Below are 21,644 nucleotides of genomic sequence, written 5' to 3' on the forward strand. Positions count from 1 at the left end.
TAAGGACACATTCATGAGTTTCACTCGCATTAATGGAGTATTGCACGCAGAGCAATGTTCTATGGAGCAGCTTGCGCAGCAATTTGGCACACCTTTGTATGTTTATTCAAAAGCAGCTTTTGAAAAACATTACTTAGATATGGATCGTGCTTTTGATTTTATTGATCATCAAATCTGTTTTGCGGTGAAATCTAACTCAAATTTAGCTGTTCTTAATGTATTGGCAAAACTTGGTGCTGGTTTTGATATCGTATCAGGTGGTGAGCTTGCACGTGTTTTAAAAGCGGGTGGAGATGCATCTAAAGTTGTTTTTTCTGGCTTAGGTAAGACTGAAGCCGATATTGAAACGTCGTTAAATGTAGGCATTGCTTGCTTTAATGTAGAGTCGTATGCCGAACTAGATCGTCTTCAAAAAGTTGCAGCTCGTCTAGGCAAAAAAGCGCCGATTTCTTTACGTGTAAATCCAGACGTAGATGCAAAAACACATCCTTATATTTCAACAGGCCTTAAAGAAAATAAATTTGGTATCCCAAGTGATACCGTTTATGAAACTTATCAATATGCTGCATCTTTACCAAACCTTGAGATTATTGGAATTGACTGCCACATTGGTTCGCAATTAACCGAGACTAAACCATTCGTTGATGCTTTAGACCGTGTCATGTTGATGATCGAAGAGTTGAAAAAACTTGGTATTAATCTTAAACACATTGATATCGGTGGTGGTTTAGGTGTTTGTTATAAAGATGAAACACCGCCAAGTGTTGAAGAATATGCTAACTCAATGAAACCTGCTTTAGAAAAGTTAGGTCTCAAGGTTTATATGGAACCGGGCCGTAGCATTAGTGCAAATGCAGGTGTGCTTTTAACTAAAGTTGATTTGCTCAAGCCAACGAGCCACCGTAACTTTGCCATTATTGATGCAGCAATGAATGATTTAATTCGCCCTGCATTATATGAAGCTTGGATGGATATCCAACCTGTGGTGCCAAGTTCTGATACTGAAGAAAAAACTTGGGATCTTGTTGGTGCAATCTGTGAGACAGGTGATTTCATTGGTAAAGATCGTTCATTGGCTTTAAAAGAAAATGACTTGTTAGCTGTTCTCGGTGCTGGCGCTTATGGTTTTGTAATGAGTTCAAATTACAATACACGTGGACGTGCCGCAGAAGTAATGGTGTCTGGCGACAAAGCCCATTTGATTCGTGAACGTGAAACAGTTGAATCCCTTTGGGAAAAAGAAAGTTTATTGCCTGAGGAGTAAATGAAATGTTGTTAGAATTTACTAAAATGCATGGCCTAGGCAATGACTTTATGGTGGTTGATCTGATCAGCCAACGCGCCTATTTGGATACAGAAACAATTCAACGCTTAGCCGATCGTCATTTCGGTATTGGTTTTGATCAACTTTTAATTGTTGAACCACCTGATTTACCGGAAGCAGATTTTAAATATCGTATTTTTAATGCAGATGGTTCTGAAGTTGAACAATGTGGTAACGGTGTACGCTGTTTTGCTCGCTTTGTACATGAGCGTCATTTAACAACGAAAACTAGTATTACTGTTCAAACCAAAGCAGGGATTGTCAAACCTGAACTGGGGCAAAATGGTTGGGTTCGCGTGAATATGGGCTACCCGAAATTTTTGCCGAATGAAATTCCATTCATTGCTGAACAACCAGAAGCTTTATATACACTTGAGTTAGCCAATGACCGAAACATTAGTATTGATGTGGTCAATATGGGCAATCCTCATGCTGTCACTATTGTTCCAGATGTATTAACTGCAGATGTTGCTGGCATTGGCCCACAAGTTGAATCACATAAACGTTTCCCTGAACGTGTGAATGCTGGCTTTATGCAAATCATTGATGAAAAGCATGTGCGCCTTCGTGTATTTGAACGCGGTGTAGGTGAAACACTTGCATGTGGTACAGGAGCTTGTGCTGCTGCGGTAAGTGGTATGCGCCGTGGCTTATTGAGTAACTCAGTGGAAGTTGAACTTGCTGGTGGTAAGCTACAAATCGAATGGCAAGAAGGCGATGTGGTCTGGATGACGGGTCCAACAACTCATGTATATGATGGGCGTTTGGATTTACGTTATTTCCAAGGCTAATAACATTACCTAAATAGAGGCCTCTTTTATTAACTAAAATGATAAAAGAGGCTTTCTTTTATATACAATAATTTTTCAATTTTATTACTTTATAAAAATATGAATAATCTAATCTTTTTACCCGGCGCATCAGGTAGTATGACATTTTGGCATCCCTTAATTGAAAAATTACCTCAGCATTACCAGACAAAAATTATTGGTTACCCCGGTTTCGGCGATACACCTGAATCCTTTGAGGTCAAAAGTTTTAAAGATCTAACAAATCATGTGGTCGATCAAATTAATGAAGAATCTGTAATTATTGCGCAATCTATGGGTGGCATTTTTGCTGTTGCGGCAGCGTTGCAAAAACCTCAACTGATAAAAGGGTTAGTCTTGATTGCAACTTCGGGTGGAATTAACCTTGAAAGATTTAATGTACAAGACTGGCGAGAAGCATACCGCCAAGCATTTTTAAAATATCCAGATTGGTTTATTACTACCAATGCTAACTACGAAGAGTTTTTATCAGATATAAGCATTGAAACTTTATTAATCTGGGGTGATAACGATCCAGTGAGCCCCGTTCAGGTGGGTCAATATTTAAATCAAAAGTTTGAAAATTCGACGTTATATGTTGTGAAAGGTGGGGACCATCAATTGGCAGAAAAACATGCCGATGAAGTTTCAGTTCAAATAAAAACCTACTTAGAAAAACTAGTGTAAGTTTTTAAATCTTATTTAGCGTGCTATGCGTTAGCACGCTTTTTAAAATTTATCTTTTACTCAAAGCCAATTTCAAAGCAAACAACACAAAAATACTGCCCGTAATCCGGTCCATATATTTCACAAATTGGGGTTGTTTCAGATAACGTGATAGTGGTTGCATAGCCAAAATTAATAAAATTGACCATAAGGTTCCAATCACCACATGAATCATCACAAGCCCCATAATCCAAGTAACAGCCGATGCTTGTGGTGGAATAAATTGTGGAAGAAATGAAATATAAAAAATTCCGACTTTGGGATTAAGTAAGTTACCCAAAAAACCTTTAATAAACCAATTCTGTGAAGAAGGGACATTTGAGTTGTTTTCTTGCATGTCCGCAAGTTGGCTACGCGGTTTTAAAATCATATTCAAACCCAGCCAAGCTAAATAAGCAGCCCCCATCCATTTCAGAATATTAAAAGCTAGATCAGAAGCCATAAGCAAAGCCCCTAGACCACAAGCAACCACAATTCCCCATGCAATACAGCCAAGGCTAATACCAACAGCTGCTTGAAATGCTTTCGATTTACCTTCAAGAGTAGCGGTACGAATAATTAAAGTCGTATCCAGACCAGGGGTAAGCGTAAGTAAAGTAATGGCAATTAAGTAGGGAATGAGTATGGTAGTCATGACAGCAGGGTTCCGACGAATACTTAAAATGAAGTGTAATATATAAGGTAATGAGTTGTTGCGCTGTACGATCTTAAATTTCCTGAACAACTACTTTTTGATACACTGAAAAAATAAAATGAGCAAATAAATGGAGAGCAATTTGGATTTTGCATTACAGCTGCTCTCAATGTGGTTAAAAGAAAGAAAAATTCAGAACCAGTCTGAGCACACGATTACAGCTTATGAAAGAGATGTTAAAAGCTTTCTTGAGTTCTGCGAGCTCAAACAAATTGATTTAAGAAATATTGAAGCTTCAGATTTACGTGAATATTTGGCCCAGCGTGTTGAGCAGGACCAATTAAGTTCAAGCAGTATGCAGCGTCATCTCACTTCAATTCGCCAGTTTATGAAATGGGCTGAACAAGGAAAATATTTAGAAATTAACCCTACTGATGACTTTAAGTTAAAACGTCAGCCTAGACCCTTGCCGGGTATGATCGACATAGAAACGGTTAATCAAATTTTAGATCAATCTATGCCTGAAAAACCAATTGATCAGCAATTGTGGTTAAGAGATAAAGCCATGCTCGAGTTACTTTATTCAAGTGGTTTGCGTTTGGCTGAACTGCAAGGCTTAACAATTAAAGATATCGATTTTAACCGTCAACTGGTACGTATTACGGGTAAAGGAAATAAAACCCGTATTGTACCGTTTGGAAAAAAGGCGAAAGAAAGCCTATTGAATTGGCTGAAAATTTATAAAATCTGGAAAGGCCATTTTGATCAAAATGCTTTCGTTTTTATTTCTCAAAGAGGTGGCGCGTTAACCCCACGGCAAATCGAAAAGCGTGTAAAGCTTCAAGCACAAAGAGCAGGTGTGAATGTAGATTTGCATCCTCATTTATTACGGCATTGTTTTGCTAGCCATATGTTATCAAGCAGTGGTGATTTGCGATCAGTACAAGAAATGTTAGGCCACAGTAATTTATCTACGACACAAATTTATACACATATTGATTTTGATCATTTGGCACAAGTCTATGATCGAGCTCATCCGAGAGCACAAAAGAATGAACACTAAAGAAGGTTTGATTTTATCACTTGATCAAGATGCATTTAGACAATGTAGTATCTTGATTGAGACAATTTTACAGGAATATCAAAATATTATTGATGCAGATTATCCAGGATACTTAAATCACTGTAAACGTGTGGCAGCATGCTGTTTAATATTAAGCCAAGATAGTAATGAAGAGACTATACGTAAAGTAGCTATTGCAGTTGCCTTTCATGATATTGGGATATGGACAAGTAAAACAATTGATTATTTAGAGCCATCCGTCAAAGTGATGTTAAGTTATTTGTCTTTGCATCGGTTATTAGATTGGCAAATAGAAATAACATTAATGATTACAGAACATCATAAATTAACAACGACAAAGTTTTCAGAATACCCATTGGTTGAATATTTTAGACAAGCTGACTATGCAGATTTCTCTTTAGGCTTATTACGTTCAAATATTCCTAAAAGTGAGTTCAAAAAGTTAACACGCCAATATCCAAATGCTGGATTTCATAAAACGCTAGTTTATTTAGGATTAAAGCGTTTTTTACAAAAGCCTTGGAGTCCTTTGCCTATGTTTAAATGGTAACTTAATATTTTGTTTTTAATAGAAATATATGCTGAGAAATTAAGTAATTAGCAGTAACTGGCTTTTTATTTTGTTCAACATTTATTTATGGATGTTCTTACCTAATTGCCAATTTTTCAGAGTACCGTGAGTGCTCTCATACGGGGAGAAAATGGTGTTTTTGTTGTTTTTTTCCCCTCTAAAATTAAAGGATTTTACGCTACCATATTTTTTAAAATATTAAGAAATTCAAGGTTTAAAATTTGTTTGGCTTATTTGCTAAATTCATTGAGCGAATAAGCAATTTGAATTAGTGAACTGGGCATTTCATCTTTTTTATAGCAGTAGCGAAAATTGTGACTTGACCGAAATGCCAAACACATTGCAAGATAGGGTACCTAAAAAATTTTAATTGAAGAGTTAATATACTTTTCTCAACATTTACTTTTGCTAGAACAGCCGAGGATTACATGAAGGCTCTTGTTGCTGTAAAACGCGTGGTTGATGCCAACGTCAAAGTTCGTGTTAAGCCGGACAATAGTGGGGTTGACCTAACTAACGTTAAAATGTCAATTAACCCATTTTGTGAAATCGCAGTGGAAGAAGCGGTTCGCTTAAAAGAAAAAGGAACAGTAACAGAAATCGTTGTTGTTTCTGTGGGTCCTAAAGAAGCTCAAGAACAAATCCGTTCTGCAATGGCTTTGGGTGCAGACCGCGGTATTTTAGTTGAAACCACTGATGAAATTGGCGCTTTAGAAGTTGCTAAAATTTTAAAAGGTGTTGTTGACGCTGAAAAACCAGAACTTATCCTTCTTGGTAAACAAGCAATTGATGATGATTCTAACCAAGTAGGACAAATGCTTGGCGCATTATTAGGTGCGGGCCAAGGTACATTCGCTTCTGAAGTGAAAGTTGATGGCGGCAAAGTACAAGTAACTCGTGAAGTTGACGGTGGTTTACAAACTGTTGAACTGGCACTTCCAGCAATCATTACAACTGACTTGCGTTTGAATGAGCCACGTTATGCAGCATTGCCTAACATCATGAAAGCTCGTAAGAAGCCACTTGATACTAAATCTCCTGCTGATTATGGCGTTGCAGCTGGTACTAAGCTTAAAACTGTTAAAGTTGAAGCTCCAGCAGAACGTAAAGCTGGCGTACAAGTGAAATCTGTAGATGAGCTTGTTGAAAAATTGAAAAATGAAGCGAAAGTGATCTAATACGGAAGGATAAAATCATGAGTATTTTAGTTATCGCTGATCACAACAACCAAGTACTTAACGGTGCTACTTTAAACGTTGTTGCTGCAGCACAAAAAATCGGTGGTGATATTACTGTATTAGTTGCTGGTTCTGGTGCTCAGGCAGTTGCTGATGCTGCTGCTAAAGTTGCTGGTGTAAGCAAGGTTCTACTTGCTGATAATGCTGCTTATGCAAACCAGTTAGCTGAAAACGTAGCTGCTTTAGTTGCTGATTTAGCTAAAGGTTACAAATACGTATTAGCTGCTTCTACAACAACTGGTAAGAACATTCTTCCACGTGTTGCTGCTCTTCTTGATGTAAGCATGATCACAGACATTATTTCTGTTGAATCTGCAAATACATTCAAGCGTCCGATTTATGCAGGTAACGCGATTGCGACTGTTCAATCTGACGAAGCAATCATTGTAGGTACAGTTCGTGGTACAGCATTTGATCCAGTAGCTGCTGAAGGTGGTTCTGCTGCGGTTGAAGCAGTAAGTGATGCGAAAGATGCAGGTATTTCTCATTTTGTATCTGAAGAAATCGTTAAGCTTGATCGTCCAGAATTAACTGCGGCTCGTATCGTAGTTTCTGGTGGTCGTGGTGTAGGTTCTGGTGAGAACTACCATAAAGTACTTGATCCATTAGCTGACAAGCTTGGTGCAGCACAAGGTGCTTCACGTGCGGCAGTTGATGCGGGCTTTGTACCTAACGACTTCCAAGTGGGTCAAACTGGTAAAATCGTTGCGCCTGACCTTTATGTTGCTGTAGGTATTTCTGGTGCGATCCAGCATTTAGCTGGTATGAAAGATTCTAAAGTTATTGTTGCAATCAACAAAGACGAAGAAGCGCCAATCAACAGTGTTGCTGACTACTGGTTAGTTGGTGATTTGAACACTGTAGTACCAGAGTTAGTAAGCAAGTTGTAATTTACAGCTTGTCACTTATTCGAAAAACGCCCTTGTGCTATAAATAGCCAAGGGCGTTTTTTATTTAGATCATCATTATGAATATTAATTATTCCGCTTCCCTAGAGGCCCACCAATTGCATCAATCACTTGTGAGATTGGCACGGGCAGATATGGCACGAGATTATTTATGTATTCGTTCGAAAAATCAGCATGGACTATCCAATATTAAAGTTAGTCAGTTGCACATGGGATTTATTTTATATGGGCAACAACAATTAAATCTTCAAACAAAACAAATCAATTTTAGTGCCGGCGATCTATACATTATAAAACCCGATACGGTTATCGATGCAGTTAATCTGCCTGACCCTATAACGGGTGAATATCTCACTATTCTGGTGCCTATGTGTGAAGAAGTCATTCAAGCTGCACAAATGATTTGGGCTAAGCCTGTTGTAGACAGAACTGAAGCAATATTAAAGTTTTCAATTGATGATTTCGCTACATCTTTAGCTGAGTGGCAAGCGGCTTTATTTAATCATGATGTGGTGAAAGCACGTTTATGTATTACCGCTATACTTGTACAGTTATGCCAACAGCATTGTTCAGATGTGTTAATTGTACCACCACCTAAATTGACAAAAATCATTCATGATTGGGTCATAGAGAATCCACAGCACCATTGGCAGTCTAGTGAGTTTGAAATGCGATTAGGTTTGAGCAGTGCGACACTGCGCCGTAAGCTTAGCCATGAAGACACATCCTTAAGAGAAACAATTACCCACGCACGGCTTACTTTTGCACTTGAGTTGTTGTATTCGAAAAAATTACCTATGAAAACTATTGCGGCAAAATCGGGATACCAGTCTGTTGCTATTTTTCGTGATCGCTTTATAGAGCGTTATGGTATAGATCCAGCTGTTCTAGTTACCGAATAAGTCAATTTGAGCGTTTCTTATCGCTTATTGAGCGATTTAAATAGATCAAAACCAATAGAGTTAAAGTATGAAAATACGAAGGACTCTATGATGAAATCATTAAAATCACTTACGATATTCTTACTGCTGAGTGCCAGTACAGTTATACATGCAGAACAAACGCCAAGTGTACATCAAGTTGATGGTTATTTTTTACAACCAGTAGGAAACCTTAAGGTAACAGCATTGTTTGATGGCGAGTTGGGACTACCTCGTAGTGATTTATTGGGTATTTCAGCTGAAAAAGCCAATCGATTGTTTGCAGAAAACTTTGTTCCTATAGATGAGCATAATCAGATTGTCACAGATTTCTCTGCCTATCTTGTTCAAACACCCACACAAAATATTTTAATTGATGCTGGCACAGCAAAATGTTTTGGTCCAACCTTGGGCCATGTGCGTGAAAATTTAAAGAACGCAGGCGTACAGCCTGAACAAATAGATACCATCTTGATTACACATGCTCATCCTGATCATTTATGCGGTATTACACTTGATGGCAAAATGGCTTATCCGAATGCAAAAGTTTATCTGGCTAAAGAAGATGTAGATTTTTGGACATCGCGAACGAATGAAGCAAAAGCTACCGATTTTTTTAAGCCAATATTTAAAATGACGAGAGATGCCTTACAGCCATACCAAAAGGCAGGGCAACTCGTCGCTTTTACCAAAACTTCTTTTAACGTACCGAATGTTCAACTCATCGTTACTCATGGTCATACTGAAGGGCATTCTTCATATTTAGTAGATGGACAAAACGGTCAAAAGTTCTTAGGCCTAGGCGATGTTGTACACTATGGTGCAGTACAGTTTCCTTATCCTGATGCAAGCTACAAACCTGATACTCACTCGAATCAGGCTATTGCTGTTCGTAAGAATATCTTTGAACAAGCCTATAAAAACCAATGGTGGGTAGGGGCAGCACATATCGCTTTTCCTGGCATTGGACACATTGGTAAAGGCTCAAAAGGATATCAGTGGATTCCTGCTCAATATCGGCCTATAAAATGATATTTCAAACCCATTATTTAAAGAAATTAAAGAATAATGGATTTACAACAAGATGAGTATGTTCAAGCTAAATATTATGTATTTTGGCTAATAAACTAAGTTTTGTTTTTAAGATTAGATGAAAAGTGCTCTAAAGAGAGCACTTTTATGTTGTCTATATTTTGTTCGAACTGTTGAGTTTTAAGAAATACATTTAAAACTAGAATTCTCTAATTTTAACTTATTAATTCTAATGAAATTTTTATTGTAAAAAAATGCTATTTTCAGATTGCTAAACTCCCAGTTAACGAGCAGTTTGTGCTATACTATACAGCTATATTTTTTTCGATTTTAGTTCAGTTTTCAGAACTAAATTTTTTGCAAGATCAAGACATATTAGCAGATGGAAATTTCTATCTGTAAGAAGGAGTATGCATGAGCGTATCGGAAATCCGACCGATTGCCATTGAGGATGAACTCAAGCATTCATATTTAGATTACGCAATGAGTGTAATCGTATCTCGTGCATTGCCGGATGTGAGAGACGGTCTGAAACCTGTTCACCGTCGTGTGCTATTTGCCATGCACGAATTGGGCAATGACTATAACAAAGCCTACAAGAAATCTGCACGTGTTGTTGGGGACGTAATCGGTAAATATCACCCTCATGGTGACTCAGCTGTTTATGAAACTATTGTACGTATGGCTCAAGATTTTAGCTTACGTTATTTATTGGTAGATGGTCAGGGTAACTTCGGTTCAATCGATGGTGATAGCGCGGCTGCAATGCGTTATACCGAAGTCCGTATGACTAAGTTAGCGCACGAGCTTCTTGCAGATCTAGAAAAAGACACAGTTGACTGGGAAGATAACTACGACGGATCTGAGCGTATTCCTCAGGTGCTTCCAACACGTGTTCCTAACTTGTTAATTAATGGCGCTGCTGGTATTGCCGTAGGTATGGCAACTAACATGGCACCGCATAACATGACAGAAGTTGTGAATGCATGCTTAGCCTATGCTGACAATCCGAATATCTCGGTTGAAGGGTTGATGGAATACATTACTGGTCCTGATTTCCCTACTGGCGGTATTATTTACGGTAAATCAGGCATTGTTGATGCTTACCGTACAGGTAAAGGCCGACTGCACATTCGTGGTAAATACCATTTCGAAGAAGATGAAAAGACAGGTCGTACAACTATCGTCTTTACTGAAATTCCATATCAAGTCAACAAGGCAAGAGTTATTGAACGTATTGCCGAGTTAGTTAAAGAGAAAAAACTTGAAGGTATTTCAGAGCTTCGTGATGAGTCTGACAAAGACGGTATGCGTATTGCAATTGACTTAAAACGCGGTGAAAACGCAGAAGTTGTTGTAAATAACTTATTCTTAAATACACAGCTTGAAAACTCATTCAGCATCAACATGGTTTGTCTTGATAACGGACAACCAAAATTGATGAATCTGAAAGATATTATTGCGGCATTTATTCGTCACCGCCAAGAAGTAGTGACACGCCGTACCATGTTCGAATTACGTAAAGCACGTGAACGTGGTCATATCTTAGAAGGCTTAACTGTTGCTTTAGCCAATATTGATGAAATTATTGAAACCATCAAAACTTCTGCTAACCCAGCTGAAGCGCGCGAGCGTTTACTAGCAGGTGAGTGGGCTGGTGGTGGCGTTATCTCTTTACTTGAAAAAGCTGGCGCTATTTCTGTTCGCCCAGATGAAATCGAAGGTGAAAACCCAGATCGTCCATTTGGTCTAACTGAATCAATTTACCGTTTATCACCAACGCAAGTGGGTGCAATTTTAGAATTGCGTTTACATCGTTTAACGGGCCTTGAGCAAGACAAATTACATGCAGAATATACTGAAATTTTAGGTCAAATTGCTGAACTTACGGCAATTCTTAATGATTTCAATTTATTGATGGCTGTAATTCGTGAAGAATTAGCGCAAGTACTACAACAGTATGGTGATGGTCGTCGTACAGAAATTATTGAATCACGTATTGATTTTAGCCGTGAAGATTTAATTCCTGAAGAACAAGTTGTATTAACGGTTTCACAAACAGGTTATGCAAAAACTCAACCACTTTCAGACTATCAGGCTCAGCGCCGTGGTGGACGTGGTAAGTCTGCGACCTCAATGAAAGATGATGACTTTATTCAACATCTGATTGTGGCTTCAAACCATGCGACTGTACTCTGCTTTACTAACGTAGGTAAAGTGTATCGTCTTCGCGTATTTGAAGTACCTCAAGCATCACGTGGTGCTAAAGGCCGCCCAATTGTAAACTTGTTACCTTTAGATGCGAATGAAACAGTAACAGCTATCTTGCCGTTAACTGAGTTCCCAGAAAACCATTATGTATTTATGGCGACAGCTTCAGGTACCGTTAAACGTGTTGATTTGGAGCAGTTTGCTAACATTCGTTCAAATGGCTTACGTGCAATTGAACTAAATGAAGAAGATACCTTGATTGGTGTTGCGATTACTGATGGTAATCAGCAAATTATGTTGTTCTCGAATGAAGGTAAGGCAATTCGTTTTGCAGAAACCGACGTGCGTTCAATGGGTCGTACTGCTAAAGGCGTCCGTGGTATGCGTGTTAGCTTTGCAAGCAGTACTTTAAGTGAAGAAGATGCAGAAGTTGAAAATGATGAATCTGATGACAACGAAGATTCAGCAGATTTAAATGTAGTAAGTCGCATCGTATCGCTTGTTGTTGTTCCTGAAACGGGTGAAGTGCTGTGTGCGAGTGCTAATGGTTATGGTAAACGTACTCCTGTAAATGACTTCCCAACCAAAAAACGTGGTGGTAAGGGTGTTATTGCGATTAAGACAAGTGAACGTAATGGTGAGCTTGTAGGTGCAGTATCTATTGATGAAAGCAAAGAACTGTTGCTTATTTCTGATGGTGGTACATTAGTTCGTACGCGTGCTGCTGAAGTTGCAATGACTGGTCGTAATGCACAAGGTGTTCGTCTGATTCGTTTAAGCGAAGAAGAAACTTTAGTGGGCGTTGTGTCTATTGAAGCTGTCGAAGATGAAGAAGAGTTTCTCGAAGGAGAAGTTGATACTTCAGAAGTAGATGGTGAAGATGCAGTTTCTACGAATGACGATGTGTCAGAAGAGTAAGTCTTAATTAAAAAAAAAAGGAAGCGTAAGCTTCCTTTTTTATTAGGTTATTTATTTGTTTGAGTGGAAGATAAACACATCATAATTTCGATAATGTAGTGTTTTAGCAGATGGATCTTTAGTTGCAAAATTATTAGGCTGACTTACGACAATCAAATCTTGTTTTTGCGTTAAAGCATCTTGAAGCTGTTGCTCACTCCATAAGTATTTTTTGCGTTGTGGTTCAAACAATAAACCATCTTTAATTTCTAAAGAAGCACTATCTGAATGCACAGTATCCCATTGATTCACAATATATACAGGCTGTTTTAGCTGCAAAAGGAAAGGCACATCATAGAAATAGTAATTGTAGAAAACTATTTTTGTTGATGGTGTCATATATTCAGAAAAACTTGTTTGTCCCACATTATTTTTAGTATCTAAAATACGAACAGCAAATGGGACTGAACTACACAGAACAATTAAACTGATAAAAATATAGTTCAAATAGTTTAATTTTTGCTTTTTATATAACCAGACTAAAGCCAGTGGAAGCATAACCAATAGCGTGCCAATGATATAAATAAATATCGCTTGGTTTTGGAAAAAAGGTTGATGTGCACGCATGAAATGCGGTGTAGCAGCAATACCTATTCCGACCAGCATAATAAATATAGGTATACCCCAAACCTGTAATTTAGTTTTATATTCACTTTCAAGTACTTGGTTGATAACAAGAGCCAAGAAAACAGCGAGTGGAGGCACAGATGGTAAAATATAGCCAGCTAGCTTAGAAGGCGGAATAGAGAAGAAAACCGTAACAGAAATAAACCACCATATAAGCAGGGCCAGTAAAGCGGACTTCTTGTAATTTTGAAATACGGCTTTAATAGATCCAAATCTACTCGACAGAATCCATGGTAAAAAGCTGAACATCAAAATAACGAGATAGAAACACCATGGTTGCTTATTATTAAACTCTTTTGAGCTAAATCGACTAAATTGTTGGTCGATAAAGAAATAATGCAAAAATTGAGGATATTTAAGTTGGACTGCATAGAGCCATGGACTAACCAATAATATAAATAACAGAATCCCCAAAGGGTTAAGCAATGAAGGGATTTTTTTCCATTGTTTGGTGTAAAGCAACCATGGTAAGAGAATCATGCCGGGAATTAATATACCAATCAGGCCTTTACTTAAGAACGCAGCCGCACCTGCAAAATATCCTAAAAATAAAATAGATTTACGCGCTGAAATTGTGAAATCAACAAAACATAAAACACTGACTGTAATCCATGAAGCAAGCAGTAGGTCATGGTTAATATATTCACTACTACCAAAAAACAGTAAATTGGTGCCTAAAATAATGGCAGTAAGTTGTGCTATACGTTCTGAAATGTGCTTTCTAACGAATAAGAATAGGCTGACGAGCATGAGTGTAGCTGCTAGCACTGGAACTAATCTCAATACCCAAATATGCATACCGAACAGTTCCATAAATATAGAACTTAACCAATGTAATAGAGGAGGCTTATGCATAAATGGCAAGCTATTGATACGGGGAATCAACCAATCTCCCGACTCAAACATAGATCGACTAATATCTCCGTAGCGTCCTTCATCTGGCACAGAGAGGGGTCTTATCCAAGACAAAACAAACAACCAAATCGGTAAAAATATTAATAAGAATTTGGAACTACGAAGCCATTGCTGCATACATAATCCTTAATGTTGAAATGCAAAAAAACGGTTAAGCAAGAAAGTCACAATTGAAGTCAGGACAATAGCTACACAAACCAATGTTGAAACAGGGGCACTGAAGTAAAGATTAGAAAGTAAGAGAAAACTCTCATTGAATAAAAAACCTAATCCAGCGACTAAGGTAAATTTGGGTAGTGTGTGTCGATGAGAAATATGCTGGGCTTTAAAAGTAAAAATACGATGCCCAAAATAGCTCACCCAATAGGCAAGTAGAAAGGCGACTAAATTAGCATACTGCAATGCAATGTTTCGTTTAAACAAGAGCATGACAATACTGTAGTGCGTAAGTGCCGCCGCGGCCCCAGTCGTGGTAAACCGCGCGAGCTGAAAAATATGTGCAAACATTAGAAACTAGAGAACGTATTTTCGGAGTGAGTGATTGGGTGTTCTTGCTTAATACGAGAATGTTCGGTTGAAACAATATATTTTGGTCGATTTTTAACTTCTGCATAAATTCGGCCAATGTATTCACCTAAAATTCCAATGAATAACAATTGAATGCCACCTAATAGCGTCATGCCTGCCGCAAGAGTTGCCCAACCTGGTACAGAAATTCCTTCAATCAGGGTTTTAATAATGATCCAAACACCGTAACTCATAGCGCCTAAAGCCAACAGGGCACCTAGATAAATACAAATTCGCAAAGGTAAATCTGAAAACCCAGTTAAACCAGACATTGCCAGATTGAATAATGACTTTACGTTAAAACTAGAACGACCATGTTGACGATCTTGCTCAGAGAAATTGATCCCGATACTTTTAAAACCGACCCATGCATAAAGGCCTTTCATGTAGCGATTTTTTTCTGGTAATTGTTTAATTGCTTCAACAACTTTTGCGTCAAGAAGTCTGAAATCACCAGCATTTTCAGGAATATCAATAGGTGAGCTTAAATTTAAAATACGGTAGTAACCTTGGGTTAGTGTCCGTTTTAGCCATGATTCAGTAGTACGATTACGAATGCCATAAACCATGTCATAACCATTTTTCCAAAGGTTAATCATGGTCGGAATTGCTTCAAAAGGATGTTGAAAGTCAGCATCAATGAGTAGCGCAACTTCACCATTTACATGGTCTAAACCTGCGCTTAAAGCAGCTTCCTTACCAAAATTTCGTGATAATTCCAGTACAACTAAAGGATAATCTTCGATCATCGTTTGTAAGATCGGAATAGTATCGTCTTTACTGCCATCATCGACCACAATAATTTCATAGCTAAGATTTTGTTGCTTTAAGCTGTTTGCTAAAGCTGGAATAAATGTCTTTAAATTCTCTGCTTCGTTATAAGCGGGAACAACGCAGGATAAAAAAGGTTTTGTGCTCATTGCATTGCCCCTAGTCTGGTAAGTTGGATGCCATTTTTCTGGCAATCAAGAGGGAACTGATCAGAAGAAAAATATTGGTATTCTTGGATACGTGCATGCTGGATTGGGTCTTGCTCACTTGGTATAGAAAGTGAGGGATGGCACATAATAAGTAAGTGGTCTTTTGCTTGAGCAAGCCAATATTGATTCAGTTCGGCATAATCAGTTTGTTTAAAGTCGTAGATACCAGCGAAATATTCATTTTGGCTAAACTGGTAAGTTTGGCACGCCTTTGCTAAGGCATTTGAGCCAAGTGCAGAAAGCATATGCGTTTTAAAACGATAATGGGGTAGATAAATTGGATGTTGTAAATTACGTATCCAACCAGTGAAATTTTTCTCTTTTAAAAGCTGTAGCAAAATATCCCGTATAAACGGAAATTGATGAACATGTTGGTGTCCATCAATAAAATCGGGTTGTTTTCCCATGACTGAAACAAATGCATCCCATTGTTCTTCAATACACTGGGTAATTAATTCAAGGTTAAGATTTGATGACCATGCGCGAAACATGAGTGCAGGTAATGAGAAAACCGTATTACCTGAAGTAAACGCATGAGTGAAATTTAAGTGTAAACCAATGTCAATTTGATTCGAAAAAGGTTTAAGTTTGGCAGCAGCAGTTTCCCAGAGTTCAGATTGGGTCATACATGAGGTCGCTTGAAGTGCTCCTCTTTCAATTAACTGAATAATTGCATTAGATATCTCTGCATTCATTGCAAAGTCATCTGCGCAATAACATACCTTTGCCATATCAAATTCCGTCATAGAGCAGGGTAGCAGAGTTACCCTTTTAGGCTGCTGAAAAACTAAACAGTTTTACTATGGAGAAATTTTCTTAATTTCAACTTAAAGTTTTTTTAAGGTTTTATGACAATTGTTACTAATTAATAATTTGAATTTATTGGTTTTTTTATATTTTTATGGTCAATGGTTTTTAAGGAATGACTTTTAACTATCAGATTTTATAGTAAATAAAAATATAATTTATGCTCCAAGTTCAGAAAACTCTTCACTTGGAGGTTTTTAAACGTGAATATGCCCAGATTAAAAAAATAAGACCGATTGTCGCAAGAAAAATCAGTTTTGGTACAACTGTGGCTAAAGGAACACCCATCTGGTTAAGTTGCACAAACATTTGTACCCCATGTGTTGATGGTAAACACCACGCAAACCATTGTAACCATTCGGGCATTGCTTGATGTGGCCATGCAGCGCCAGTTAATAAGAATAAGGGTACAGAGCTAAACACAATAATATGTCCGGCACGTTCTGGCATATCTAAAAGTGAGCCAATCAACATGCCTAATCCAATCACACAACTAATAAAAATAGGAACAGCAACGAGTAAACCTATGAAGTTTCCACCGTGTGGATAGTCGTTGAACCACAACGTAAAACCAAAAAGATAAAAACTACTTAAACAACCAATGGTAAATATACTTGCGAAAATTCCAGCGAAGCGAACAGCTGTAATTTTTTGGTGTTGCTCACGGTAGCTTGCAATCAGCATCGCTAAACCTAACACAATGGTTTGATGGATAATTAAAGATGCAACAGCCGGAAAAATGTAACTTCCATAGCCTGAAAGGGGGTTAAATAAAGGGACTTGATGAATAGAAAGCGCGGGTTGGAAATGTGTGCGCTCTCCAAATTTTTCGACATATTCTTTTAAGGTTGCTTCGATGGATGTAGCTAAGCCTAAACCAATTTCTTTAGTTTTTAAAAAGTTGGTTGTACTTAAATATAAGCCAATTCCGCCAGCTTCTCCACGGCGTAAGCTTTGCGTTAGGTTGCTTGGTAAAAGTAAAATACCATCGGCTTTTTGTTCACGAACCATTTGTTCTGCTTGTAAGAAATTGCTTGTAACAGTAACAATATGAACATGCGGACTATTTGCACTTTGACCGATTAATTGAGAAGTTAAGAGACTTTGCTCTTCATCAACAATGACAATAGGAATTGATTCTGCCCGCTCAGCTTTATAGGCGGTCGGGTAAAAAAAACTATAAAGAATGACCGATAAAATCAGAGTCGTGAAAACTGAACTGTTTCCTACAATATCTTTAAAAGTCTGCAAATATGCCTGAAAAAAATCTTTCATTAAATTGCTCCCCGAATTAATTTTTTAAGCAGCAAAGAACTTAAAAAGAAGTAAATAAGGCAGTAACCCAGAAGTATTAAAAATGGAGTGATTGAAATGAAAATTGGACTTCCAATGACCCATTGTTCAGTTTGCAGTTTGGCATAAGGGGTATAGGGAATAATAAGTGACCAAAACTTAGTGAAAATCGGTGCATTATTTAAAGGCAGGGTAACGCCTGCGAAACTCAAAGATGACCCACCATAAACGGCAATAAAGCCAAAAGTTTTGCTTAAATTTTTGGTTGCTAAAATAACTGTGCTGCTAATCAAAGCGTAGGCAAAATAAAGTAGGAACTGTGCGCATAGCAATAAACTAAGAGAACCCGCTACAAACCAGCCACGGATTTCGACTAGCCAAAACATCCATAACCATGTCCAGAAACAAAAAATAAGGCTATAGAGCAAATTTTTAGCCAATAAGCCTTGAATAAAACTTTCTCGGTTTACCCAAGTGGTTAATGTGCCACGTTTAAGTTCTTGTCCAATAGCAAAGGCAACACAGCAGCATAGCAACAAATGCAATACGGCTGGAACCATGAAGGGTTCTAAATAAAACTCATAGCTCATGCTTGGGTTATAAAGCGTTGAGATTTTGACATGAGCGGTAGGAACATCTAAATAGGGGATATTATTTGCTAGATAACTCTGGCCTGCGTAGTCTGCTAAAGCATTGAGGGTACTGATCAACATTGCGGAGGAAATCGTGTTCCCGACACTAAAAAAAGACTGGTTAAATGCAATGCTGATTTGAGCATCTTGCGCTTTCACAAAGCGTTTTTCAGCACCGTCTGGAATGAAAACATATCCCCATATTTGGGTTTCATTGAGTAGTTGTTCCGCTTCTGTGGAGCTCGCCGTAATTGTTTTAATATCTACCGTATGATTTAAAGAAAGATACTTTTCAATATTACGGCTGAGTTCACTTTGATCCTGTTCAATAATCGCAATTGGTAAGTGTTCAGCTTTACCTGCGTAAAACATGCTGCTAAACATAAAAATGATAAAAGCGGGGATGAGTGTCACCATACACAAATCCCATTTGTTGCTTTTTAGATAGTTTAGTTCACGTAATATACTGGCAAACATGCTTTATTTTTCTTCTTTAATTTTAAATAGAACACTCATCCCAACTTTTAAATCTTGCACTGGACGCTCAGGCACAAGATGCAATTTAAAGCTGCGAATATCATAGCCTCCAGTTTGGCGAGTCGTTTTTATAGTGGCAAATTCACCTTCAGCATCTATATTCTTAATTTTAAAATTCACATTCTGATTAAGTGCTGGAATGAATCCTTCAAGGGTTTTATTTTTATAAACAGAGGCATATTGATTTTCACCCACGTTTAAACTTACCCATAAATCATCATCTTCTAAAATGCTGACAACAGGTACACCCATAGCAACTAATTCAGAAGGTTTACCGTAAGTTTTTGAAACCGTACCTGAAATAGGAGAGAGTAAACGTGTTTCTTCCTCTAGTGCTTTTGCTTCACCTACAGCTGCTTTTGCAATTTCAACCTGTGCATCTGCTGTAGATTTTTGTTGGCTCGTACTGCCACGTTTTGCACGAGCATATTGTTGATAAGAGGCTTCACTTAATTCTTGAGCAGAAGTTTGTGCTGCAAGCATTTCATCTCGTCTTTGACGTGAAATGACACCTTGTCTATATAAATTTTCACCACGTTGGTAAGTGGTTTTTGCAAGATTTGCTTGTGCTTTCGTGCTTTGCCAGTTGGCATAAAGTGTATCGATATTCTCTTGTTGAGAACCACGATCTACCGTAGATTGAAATGCTAAAGCAGATTGTAAGGTAGCCAAAGCCTGTTGTTTTTTAGCTTCTATTTCCGGGCTAACCAAACGAACAAGTGGCTGGCCTTTGGAAATTTTCTGGCCTTCTTGTACATAAATTTCTTCAATACGACTCGGAACTTTTGTGCTTACGTGAATTGTTTCGGCTTCAACTCGGCCTTGTAGTTCAATAGGCTTTGGTTGATAACTTTTCCATAAACCAAAAATAATTAAACCCAATAGGGCAATAATGATTACACCAATAATCAGTTTAATTTTTGAATTTTTAGGTGGTTTGGAATCACTTTTATTTGTGCTTGATTCTTGATGATCACTCGCTTGATCATCTTTTTGAACTTGGTTGGTTTCTGCTGTATCCGCAACAGGAGCATCTTGTTCTGAATGAGCTGAGTCTTGATTCATTTTATACTCCCCTTAACGAATATAGTCGGTATGTGGTTGATTAACGTATGCTTTAAACTGGTCAATTGAGCCGTGACTTTGTAGTAAAGTCGCGAGTGACATGACATATTTATAAGCATTTAAAGCCATTTCAGTTTTTAACGCGCTTAATGCATTTTGTGCATCAATTACTTGGGTTGCTGTACCCATTCCTTCACGGAAAGAAAGCTCTTGGATACGTAGGTTTTCTTGAGCGGCATTTACGTTTCTTTGTAAGAGCTGATGACTTTGTTGAGCAGAGTTAAGTTCGTTATATGACTTATTCAAAAGAGCTTCAATCTCTTGTTTAGTTCGTTCAGTCATGAGTTCAGAGGCATAGCGCTTCAATTCAGCAGCGTGAATATTCTTATTTTTATCAACACCTGAAAATAGGTTGTATTTTGCCATTACACCGACAATCCAGTTTTCATTTTTATCGAGAGCATATTCACCAAAGGCAAAAAGACTTGGTTTTTTTGCAGCTTCCTGAGCTTGAATATTTACATTAGCCAGTTGAGTATCCATCTGCATTTTTTGTACAAGGCTAGATTTTTGTGAATAACTGCTTAAAAGAGATTCTAGAGACTGGCTTGGGGTGTTATTTACAAATAGTGGCGTACTTAAATCTATATTATTTTGTTGATGTAAAAGATTATTAAGACTGAAGCGACTGGCATTTAAGTTGGCTTGAGTATTTTGTAAAGTACGTTCTGCATTATTACGAGCGACTTCAAACTGCATGCGTTGCCCTTTACTAATAAATCCTTGTTGTTCGAGCTTTAGGGCATTGCTGTAATGTTTCTGCATCGCGTTAAAGTTAAATAAGCTACTTGCGACCAGCTGCTGCTGTAATTGCACATTAAAGTAACTTTGTACTACTTCAAACCGCTGTATATCTTGTTGTTGCTGGCTTGAAAGCTCCGAACGCTGTGCTTGAATATTTGCTAGTTTTTTTGCACTGCTGGTTAAACCACCTGTATAGAGTGGCATAACGACTGAAATAGAAGGGCGTACAACCTGATCTTCAATGGTCAGATTCGCATAATCTGGAAATCGGTTAATACCATCATGGATGGTTTGATTGGCGCCTTCTTGAACTTGTCCCAGCACATCCGATGGAATGACATTGTTCCACTGTGAAAGTTTGTCATTCAGCCCTTGGCTTAAATCATTCTCAAGTTTTTGTTTAAAAGAGCCAAGAGGTACATCTGTTTCACTATGAAAAGCATAGGCTCTCACATTTAAATCAACTCGAGGTAATCCGAGGCCCTTTACTGCTTCAGCTTCTAATTGAGATGCTTGCTGTAATGCTTGGTTGGCTTGAGTACTGTATGAACTTTTTAAAGCTTGTTGTTCTGCTTCAGCATAACTTAAGCTTCCGGCATATAAATGATTAGTGAAAAAAAAGCCTAAAGCCAAAGCAAGATGTTTTGGTTTAAATGAAAAGGGAAAAATAGACTGTCTATATCGATGTGCTGGCATTTTAAATAACAATTTCTGGCATCCCTTATAGTTTAAATTTCTTGTTATTAAATTCAATTATCATATTGTTTATTATACATTTGTATAAAAACATTTTGATTTTAGCTCCTTTAATTATTGAATTTACTAAGCCAATATTTTTTCTAATATCTATCAAGGTATGTGAAATGATAATCACAAGTCAAGTTGATCTTTTTGCTTAAAATCTTTTTAAATTTTGAAGGCGATAATTAAAACTATGGAAATAACAACAATAATTGAAAAAATAAACTTAAATACAGTCCAGCATTGAAATATTTACTTGAGA

19 protein-coding genes are annotated in these 21,644 nt (G+C 37.7%); 10 read left to right on the forward strand and 9 right to left on the reverse strand.

The features are described 5' to 3' along the window. Window positions 1-13: 13 nt before the first annotated feature. From lysA to AOLE_RS04280, 3 genes are all read left to right on the forward strand, one after another. Complete coding sequence (gene lysA, locus AOLE_RS04270) at window positions 14-1,264, forward strand: diaminopimelate decarboxylase (RefSeq protein WP_005307652.1); 1,251 nt, start codon at window positions 14-16, stop codon at window positions 1,262-1,264. 5 nt (window positions 1,265-1,269) lie between these two features. Beyond that, window positions 1,270-2,115: a diaminopimelate epimerase gene (gene dapF / locus AOLE_RS04275; RefSeq protein ID WP_013197045.1), complete on the forward strand. Its 846-nt coding sequence runs from the start codon at window positions 1,270-1,272 to the stop codon at window positions 2,113-2,115. A 99-nt stretch (window positions 2,116-2,214) separates the two neighbouring features. Continuing rightward, entirely contained in the window at window positions 2,215-2,820 is a 606-nt protein-coding gene (locus AOLE_RS04280) for an alpha/beta fold hydrolase (protein WP_023274148.1), read from the forward strand. A 49-nt stretch (window positions 2,821-2,869) separates the two neighbouring features. Here the strand turns inward: AOLE_RS04280 and AOLE_RS04285 are convergent, their stop codons facing one another. Continuing rightward, entirely contained in the window at window positions 2,870-3,493 is a 624-nt protein-coding gene (locus AOLE_RS04285) for a LysE family translocator (protein ID WP_013197047.1), read from the reverse strand. Between the two features lie 169 nt (window positions 3,494-3,662). Between AOLE_RS04285 and xerA the strand changes: the two genes are divergently transcribed. The 7 genes from xerA to gyrA all read left to right on the forward strand — a co-directional run bounded on the left by xerA (window position 3,663) and on the right by gyrA (window position 12,375). Next, entirely contained in the window at window positions 3,663-4,556 is an 894-nt protein-coding gene (gene xerA, locus AOLE_RS04290) for a site-specific tyrosine recombinase/integron integrase (protein WP_081399268.1), read from the forward strand. Next, complete coding sequence (locus AOLE_RS04295; protein WP_013197049.1) at window positions 4,546-5,127, forward strand: HD domain-containing protein; 582 nt, start codon at window positions 4,546-4,548, stop codon at window positions 5,125-5,127. Before xerA ends, AOLE_RS04295 begins: the two co-directional genes overlap by 11 nt. Before the next feature lie 449 nt (window positions 5,128-5,576). Then, a complete protein-coding gene (locus tag AOLE_RS04300; protein ID WP_005307637.1) occupies window positions 5,577-6,326 on the forward strand; it encodes an electron transfer flavoprotein subunit beta/FixA family protein in 750 nt (249 codons plus the stop codon). Window positions 6,327-6,343: 17 nt separating this feature from the next. After that, entirely contained in the window at window positions 6,344-7,276 is a 933-nt protein-coding gene (locus tag AOLE_RS04305; protein ID WP_013197050.1) for an electron transfer flavoprotein subunit alpha/FixB family protein, read from the forward strand. Window positions 7,277-7,353: 77 nt separating this feature from the next. After that, window positions 7,354-8,196, forward strand: coding sequence for a helix-turn-helix domain-containing protein (locus AOLE_RS04310; RefSeq protein WP_023274149.1), 843 nt, complete (start codon window positions 7,354-7,356; stop codon window positions 8,194-8,196). A gap of 90 nt (window positions 8,197-8,286) precedes the next feature. After that, a complete protein-coding gene (locus AOLE_RS04315; RefSeq protein ID WP_013197052.1) occupies window positions 8,287-9,246 on the forward strand; it encodes an MBL fold metallo-hydrolase in 960 nt (319 codons plus the stop codon). 414 nt (window positions 9,247-9,660) lie between these two features. Beyond that, entirely contained in the window at window positions 9,661-12,375 is a 2,715-nt protein-coding gene (gene gyrA / locus AOLE_RS04320; RefSeq protein WP_013197053.1) for a DNA gyrase subunit A, read from the forward strand. A gap of 51 nt (window positions 12,376-12,426) precedes the next feature. On the opposite strand, the gene AOLE_RS04325 is transcribed toward gyrA, so the two are convergent. The 8 genes from AOLE_RS04325 to AOLE_RS04360 all read right to left on the reverse strand — a co-directional run bounded on the left by AOLE_RS04325 (window position 12,427) and on the right by AOLE_RS04360 (window position 21,337). Then, entirely contained in the window at window positions 12,427-14,073 is a 1,647-nt protein-coding gene (locus AOLE_RS04325; protein ID WP_023274150.1) for an ArnT family glycosyltransferase, read from the reverse strand. Between the two features lie 9 nt (window positions 14,074-14,082). Next, complete coding sequence (locus AOLE_RS04330; RefSeq protein WP_005307623.1) at window positions 14,083-14,463, reverse strand: GtrA family protein; 381 nt, start codon at window positions 14,461-14,463, stop codon at window positions 14,083-14,085. Further along, on the reverse strand, window positions 14,463-15,443 hold the full coding sequence (locus AOLE_RS04335; protein WP_005307620.1) for a glycosyltransferase family 2 protein: 981 nt from the start codon (window positions 15,441-15,443) through the stop codon (window positions 14,463-14,465). The genes AOLE_RS04330 and AOLE_RS04335 overlap by 1 nt, the downstream gene beginning before the upstream one ends. Further along, window positions 15,440-16,234 (reverse strand): ChbG/HpnK family deacetylase, encoded by a 795-nt coding sequence (locus AOLE_RS04340; RefSeq protein ID WP_013197055.1) that lies wholly within the window; start codon window positions 16,232-16,234, stop codon window positions 15,440-15,442. The genes AOLE_RS04335 and AOLE_RS04340 overlap by 4 nt, the downstream gene beginning before the upstream one ends. A gap of 259 nt (window positions 16,235-16,493) precedes the next feature. After that, complete coding sequence (locus AOLE_RS04345) at window positions 16,494-17,585, reverse strand: A1S_2622 family ABC transporter permease subunit (protein ID WP_005307614.1); 1,092 nt, start codon at window positions 17,583-17,585, stop codon at window positions 16,494-16,496. Next, a complete protein-coding gene (locus AOLE_RS04350) occupies window positions 17,585-18,712 on the reverse strand; it encodes an ABC transporter permease (RefSeq protein WP_174435480.1) in 1,128 nt (375 codons plus the stop codon). Before AOLE_RS04350 ends, AOLE_RS04345 begins: the two co-directional genes overlap by 1 nt. Before the next feature lie 3 nt (window positions 18,713-18,715). Then, on the reverse strand, window positions 18,716-19,837 hold the full coding sequence (locus AOLE_RS04355; protein WP_013197057.1) for an HlyD family secretion protein: 1,122 nt from the start codon (window positions 19,835-19,837) through the stop codon (window positions 18,716-18,718). Window positions 19,838-19,849: 12 nt separating this feature from the next. After that, window positions 19,850-21,337: a TolC family protein gene (locus tag AOLE_RS04360; RefSeq protein ID WP_013197058.1), complete on the reverse strand. Its 1,488-nt coding sequence runs from the start codon at window positions 21,335-21,337 to the stop codon at window positions 19,850-19,852. Window positions 21,338-21,644: the final 307 nt, after the last annotated feature.

The organism is Acinetobacter oleivorans DR1, from assembly GCF_000196795.1.
Lineage (GTDB): Bacteria > Pseudomonadota > Gammaproteobacteria > Pseudomonadales > Moraxellaceae > Acinetobacter > Acinetobacter oleivorans.

Bases quoted from the DNA above. Each gene is read 5' to 3' on its own strand.
- lysA (WP_005307652.1), top strand. From the start codon at position 14: ATGAGTTTCACTCGCATTAATGGAGTATTGCACGCAGAGCAATGTTCT.
- dapF (WP_013197045.1), top strand. From the start codon at position 1,270: ATGTTGTTAGAATTTACTAAAATGCATGGCCTAGGCAATGACTTTATG.
- AOLE_RS04280 (WP_023274148.1), top strand. From the start codon at position 2,215: ATGAATAATCTAATCTTTTTACCCGGCGCATCAGGTAGTATGACATTT.
- AOLE_RS04285 (WP_013197047.1), bottom strand. From the start codon at position 3,493: ATGACTACCATACTCATTCCCTACTTAATTGCCATTACTTTACTTACG.
- xerA (WP_081399268.1), top strand. From the start codon at position 3,663: ATGTGGTTAAAAGAAAGAAAAATTCAGAACCAGTCTGAGCACACGATT.
- AOLE_RS04295 (WP_013197049.1), top strand. From the start codon at position 4,546: ATGAACACTAAAGAAGGTTTGATTTTATCACTTGATCAAGATGCATTT.
- AOLE_RS04300 (WP_005307637.1), top strand. From the start codon at position 5,577: ATGAAGGCTCTTGTTGCTGTAAAACGCGTGGTTGATGCCAACGTCAAA.
- AOLE_RS04305 (WP_013197050.1), top strand. From the start codon at position 6,344: ATGAGTATTTTAGTTATCGCTGATCACAACAACCAAGTACTTAACGGT.
- AOLE_RS04310 (WP_023274149.1), top strand. From the start codon at position 7,354: ATGAATATTAATTATTCCGCTTCCCTAGAGGCCCACCAATTGCATCAA.
- AOLE_RS04315 (WP_013197052.1), top strand. From the start codon at position 8,287: ATGAAATCATTAAAATCACTTACGATATTCTTACTGCTGAGTGCCAGT.
- gyrA (WP_013197053.1), top strand. From the start codon at position 9,661: ATGAGCGTATCGGAAATCCGACCGATTGCCATTGAGGATGAACTCAAG.
- AOLE_RS04325 (WP_023274150.1), bottom strand. From the start codon at position 14,073: ATGCAGCAATGGCTTCGTAGTTCCAAATTCTTATTAATATTTTTACCG.
- AOLE_RS04330 (WP_005307623.1), bottom strand. From the start codon at position 14,463: ATGTTTGCACATATTTTTCAGCTCGCGCGGTTTACCACGACTGGGGCC.
- AOLE_RS04335 (WP_005307620.1), bottom strand. From the start codon at position 15,443: ATGAGCACAAAACCTTTTTTATCCTGCGTTGTTCCCGCTTATAACGAA.
- AOLE_RS04340 (WP_013197055.1), bottom strand. From the start codon at position 16,234: ATGGCAAAGGTATGTTATTGCGCAGATGACTTTGCAATGAATGCAGAG.
- AOLE_RS04345 (WP_005307614.1), bottom strand. From the start codon at position 17,585: ATGAAAGATTTTTTTCAGGCATATTTGCAGACTTTTAAAGATATTGTA.
- AOLE_RS04350 (WP_174435480.1), bottom strand. From the start codon at position 18,712: ATGTTTGCCAGTATATTACGTGAACTAAACTATCTAAAAAGCAACAAA.
- AOLE_RS04355 (WP_013197057.1), bottom strand. From the start codon at position 19,837: ATGAATCAAGACTCAGCTCATTCAGAACAAGATGCTCCTGTTGCGGAT.
- AOLE_RS04360 (WP_013197058.1), bottom strand. From the start codon at position 21,337: ATGCCAGCACATCGATATAGACAGTCTATTTTTCCCTTTTCATTTAAA.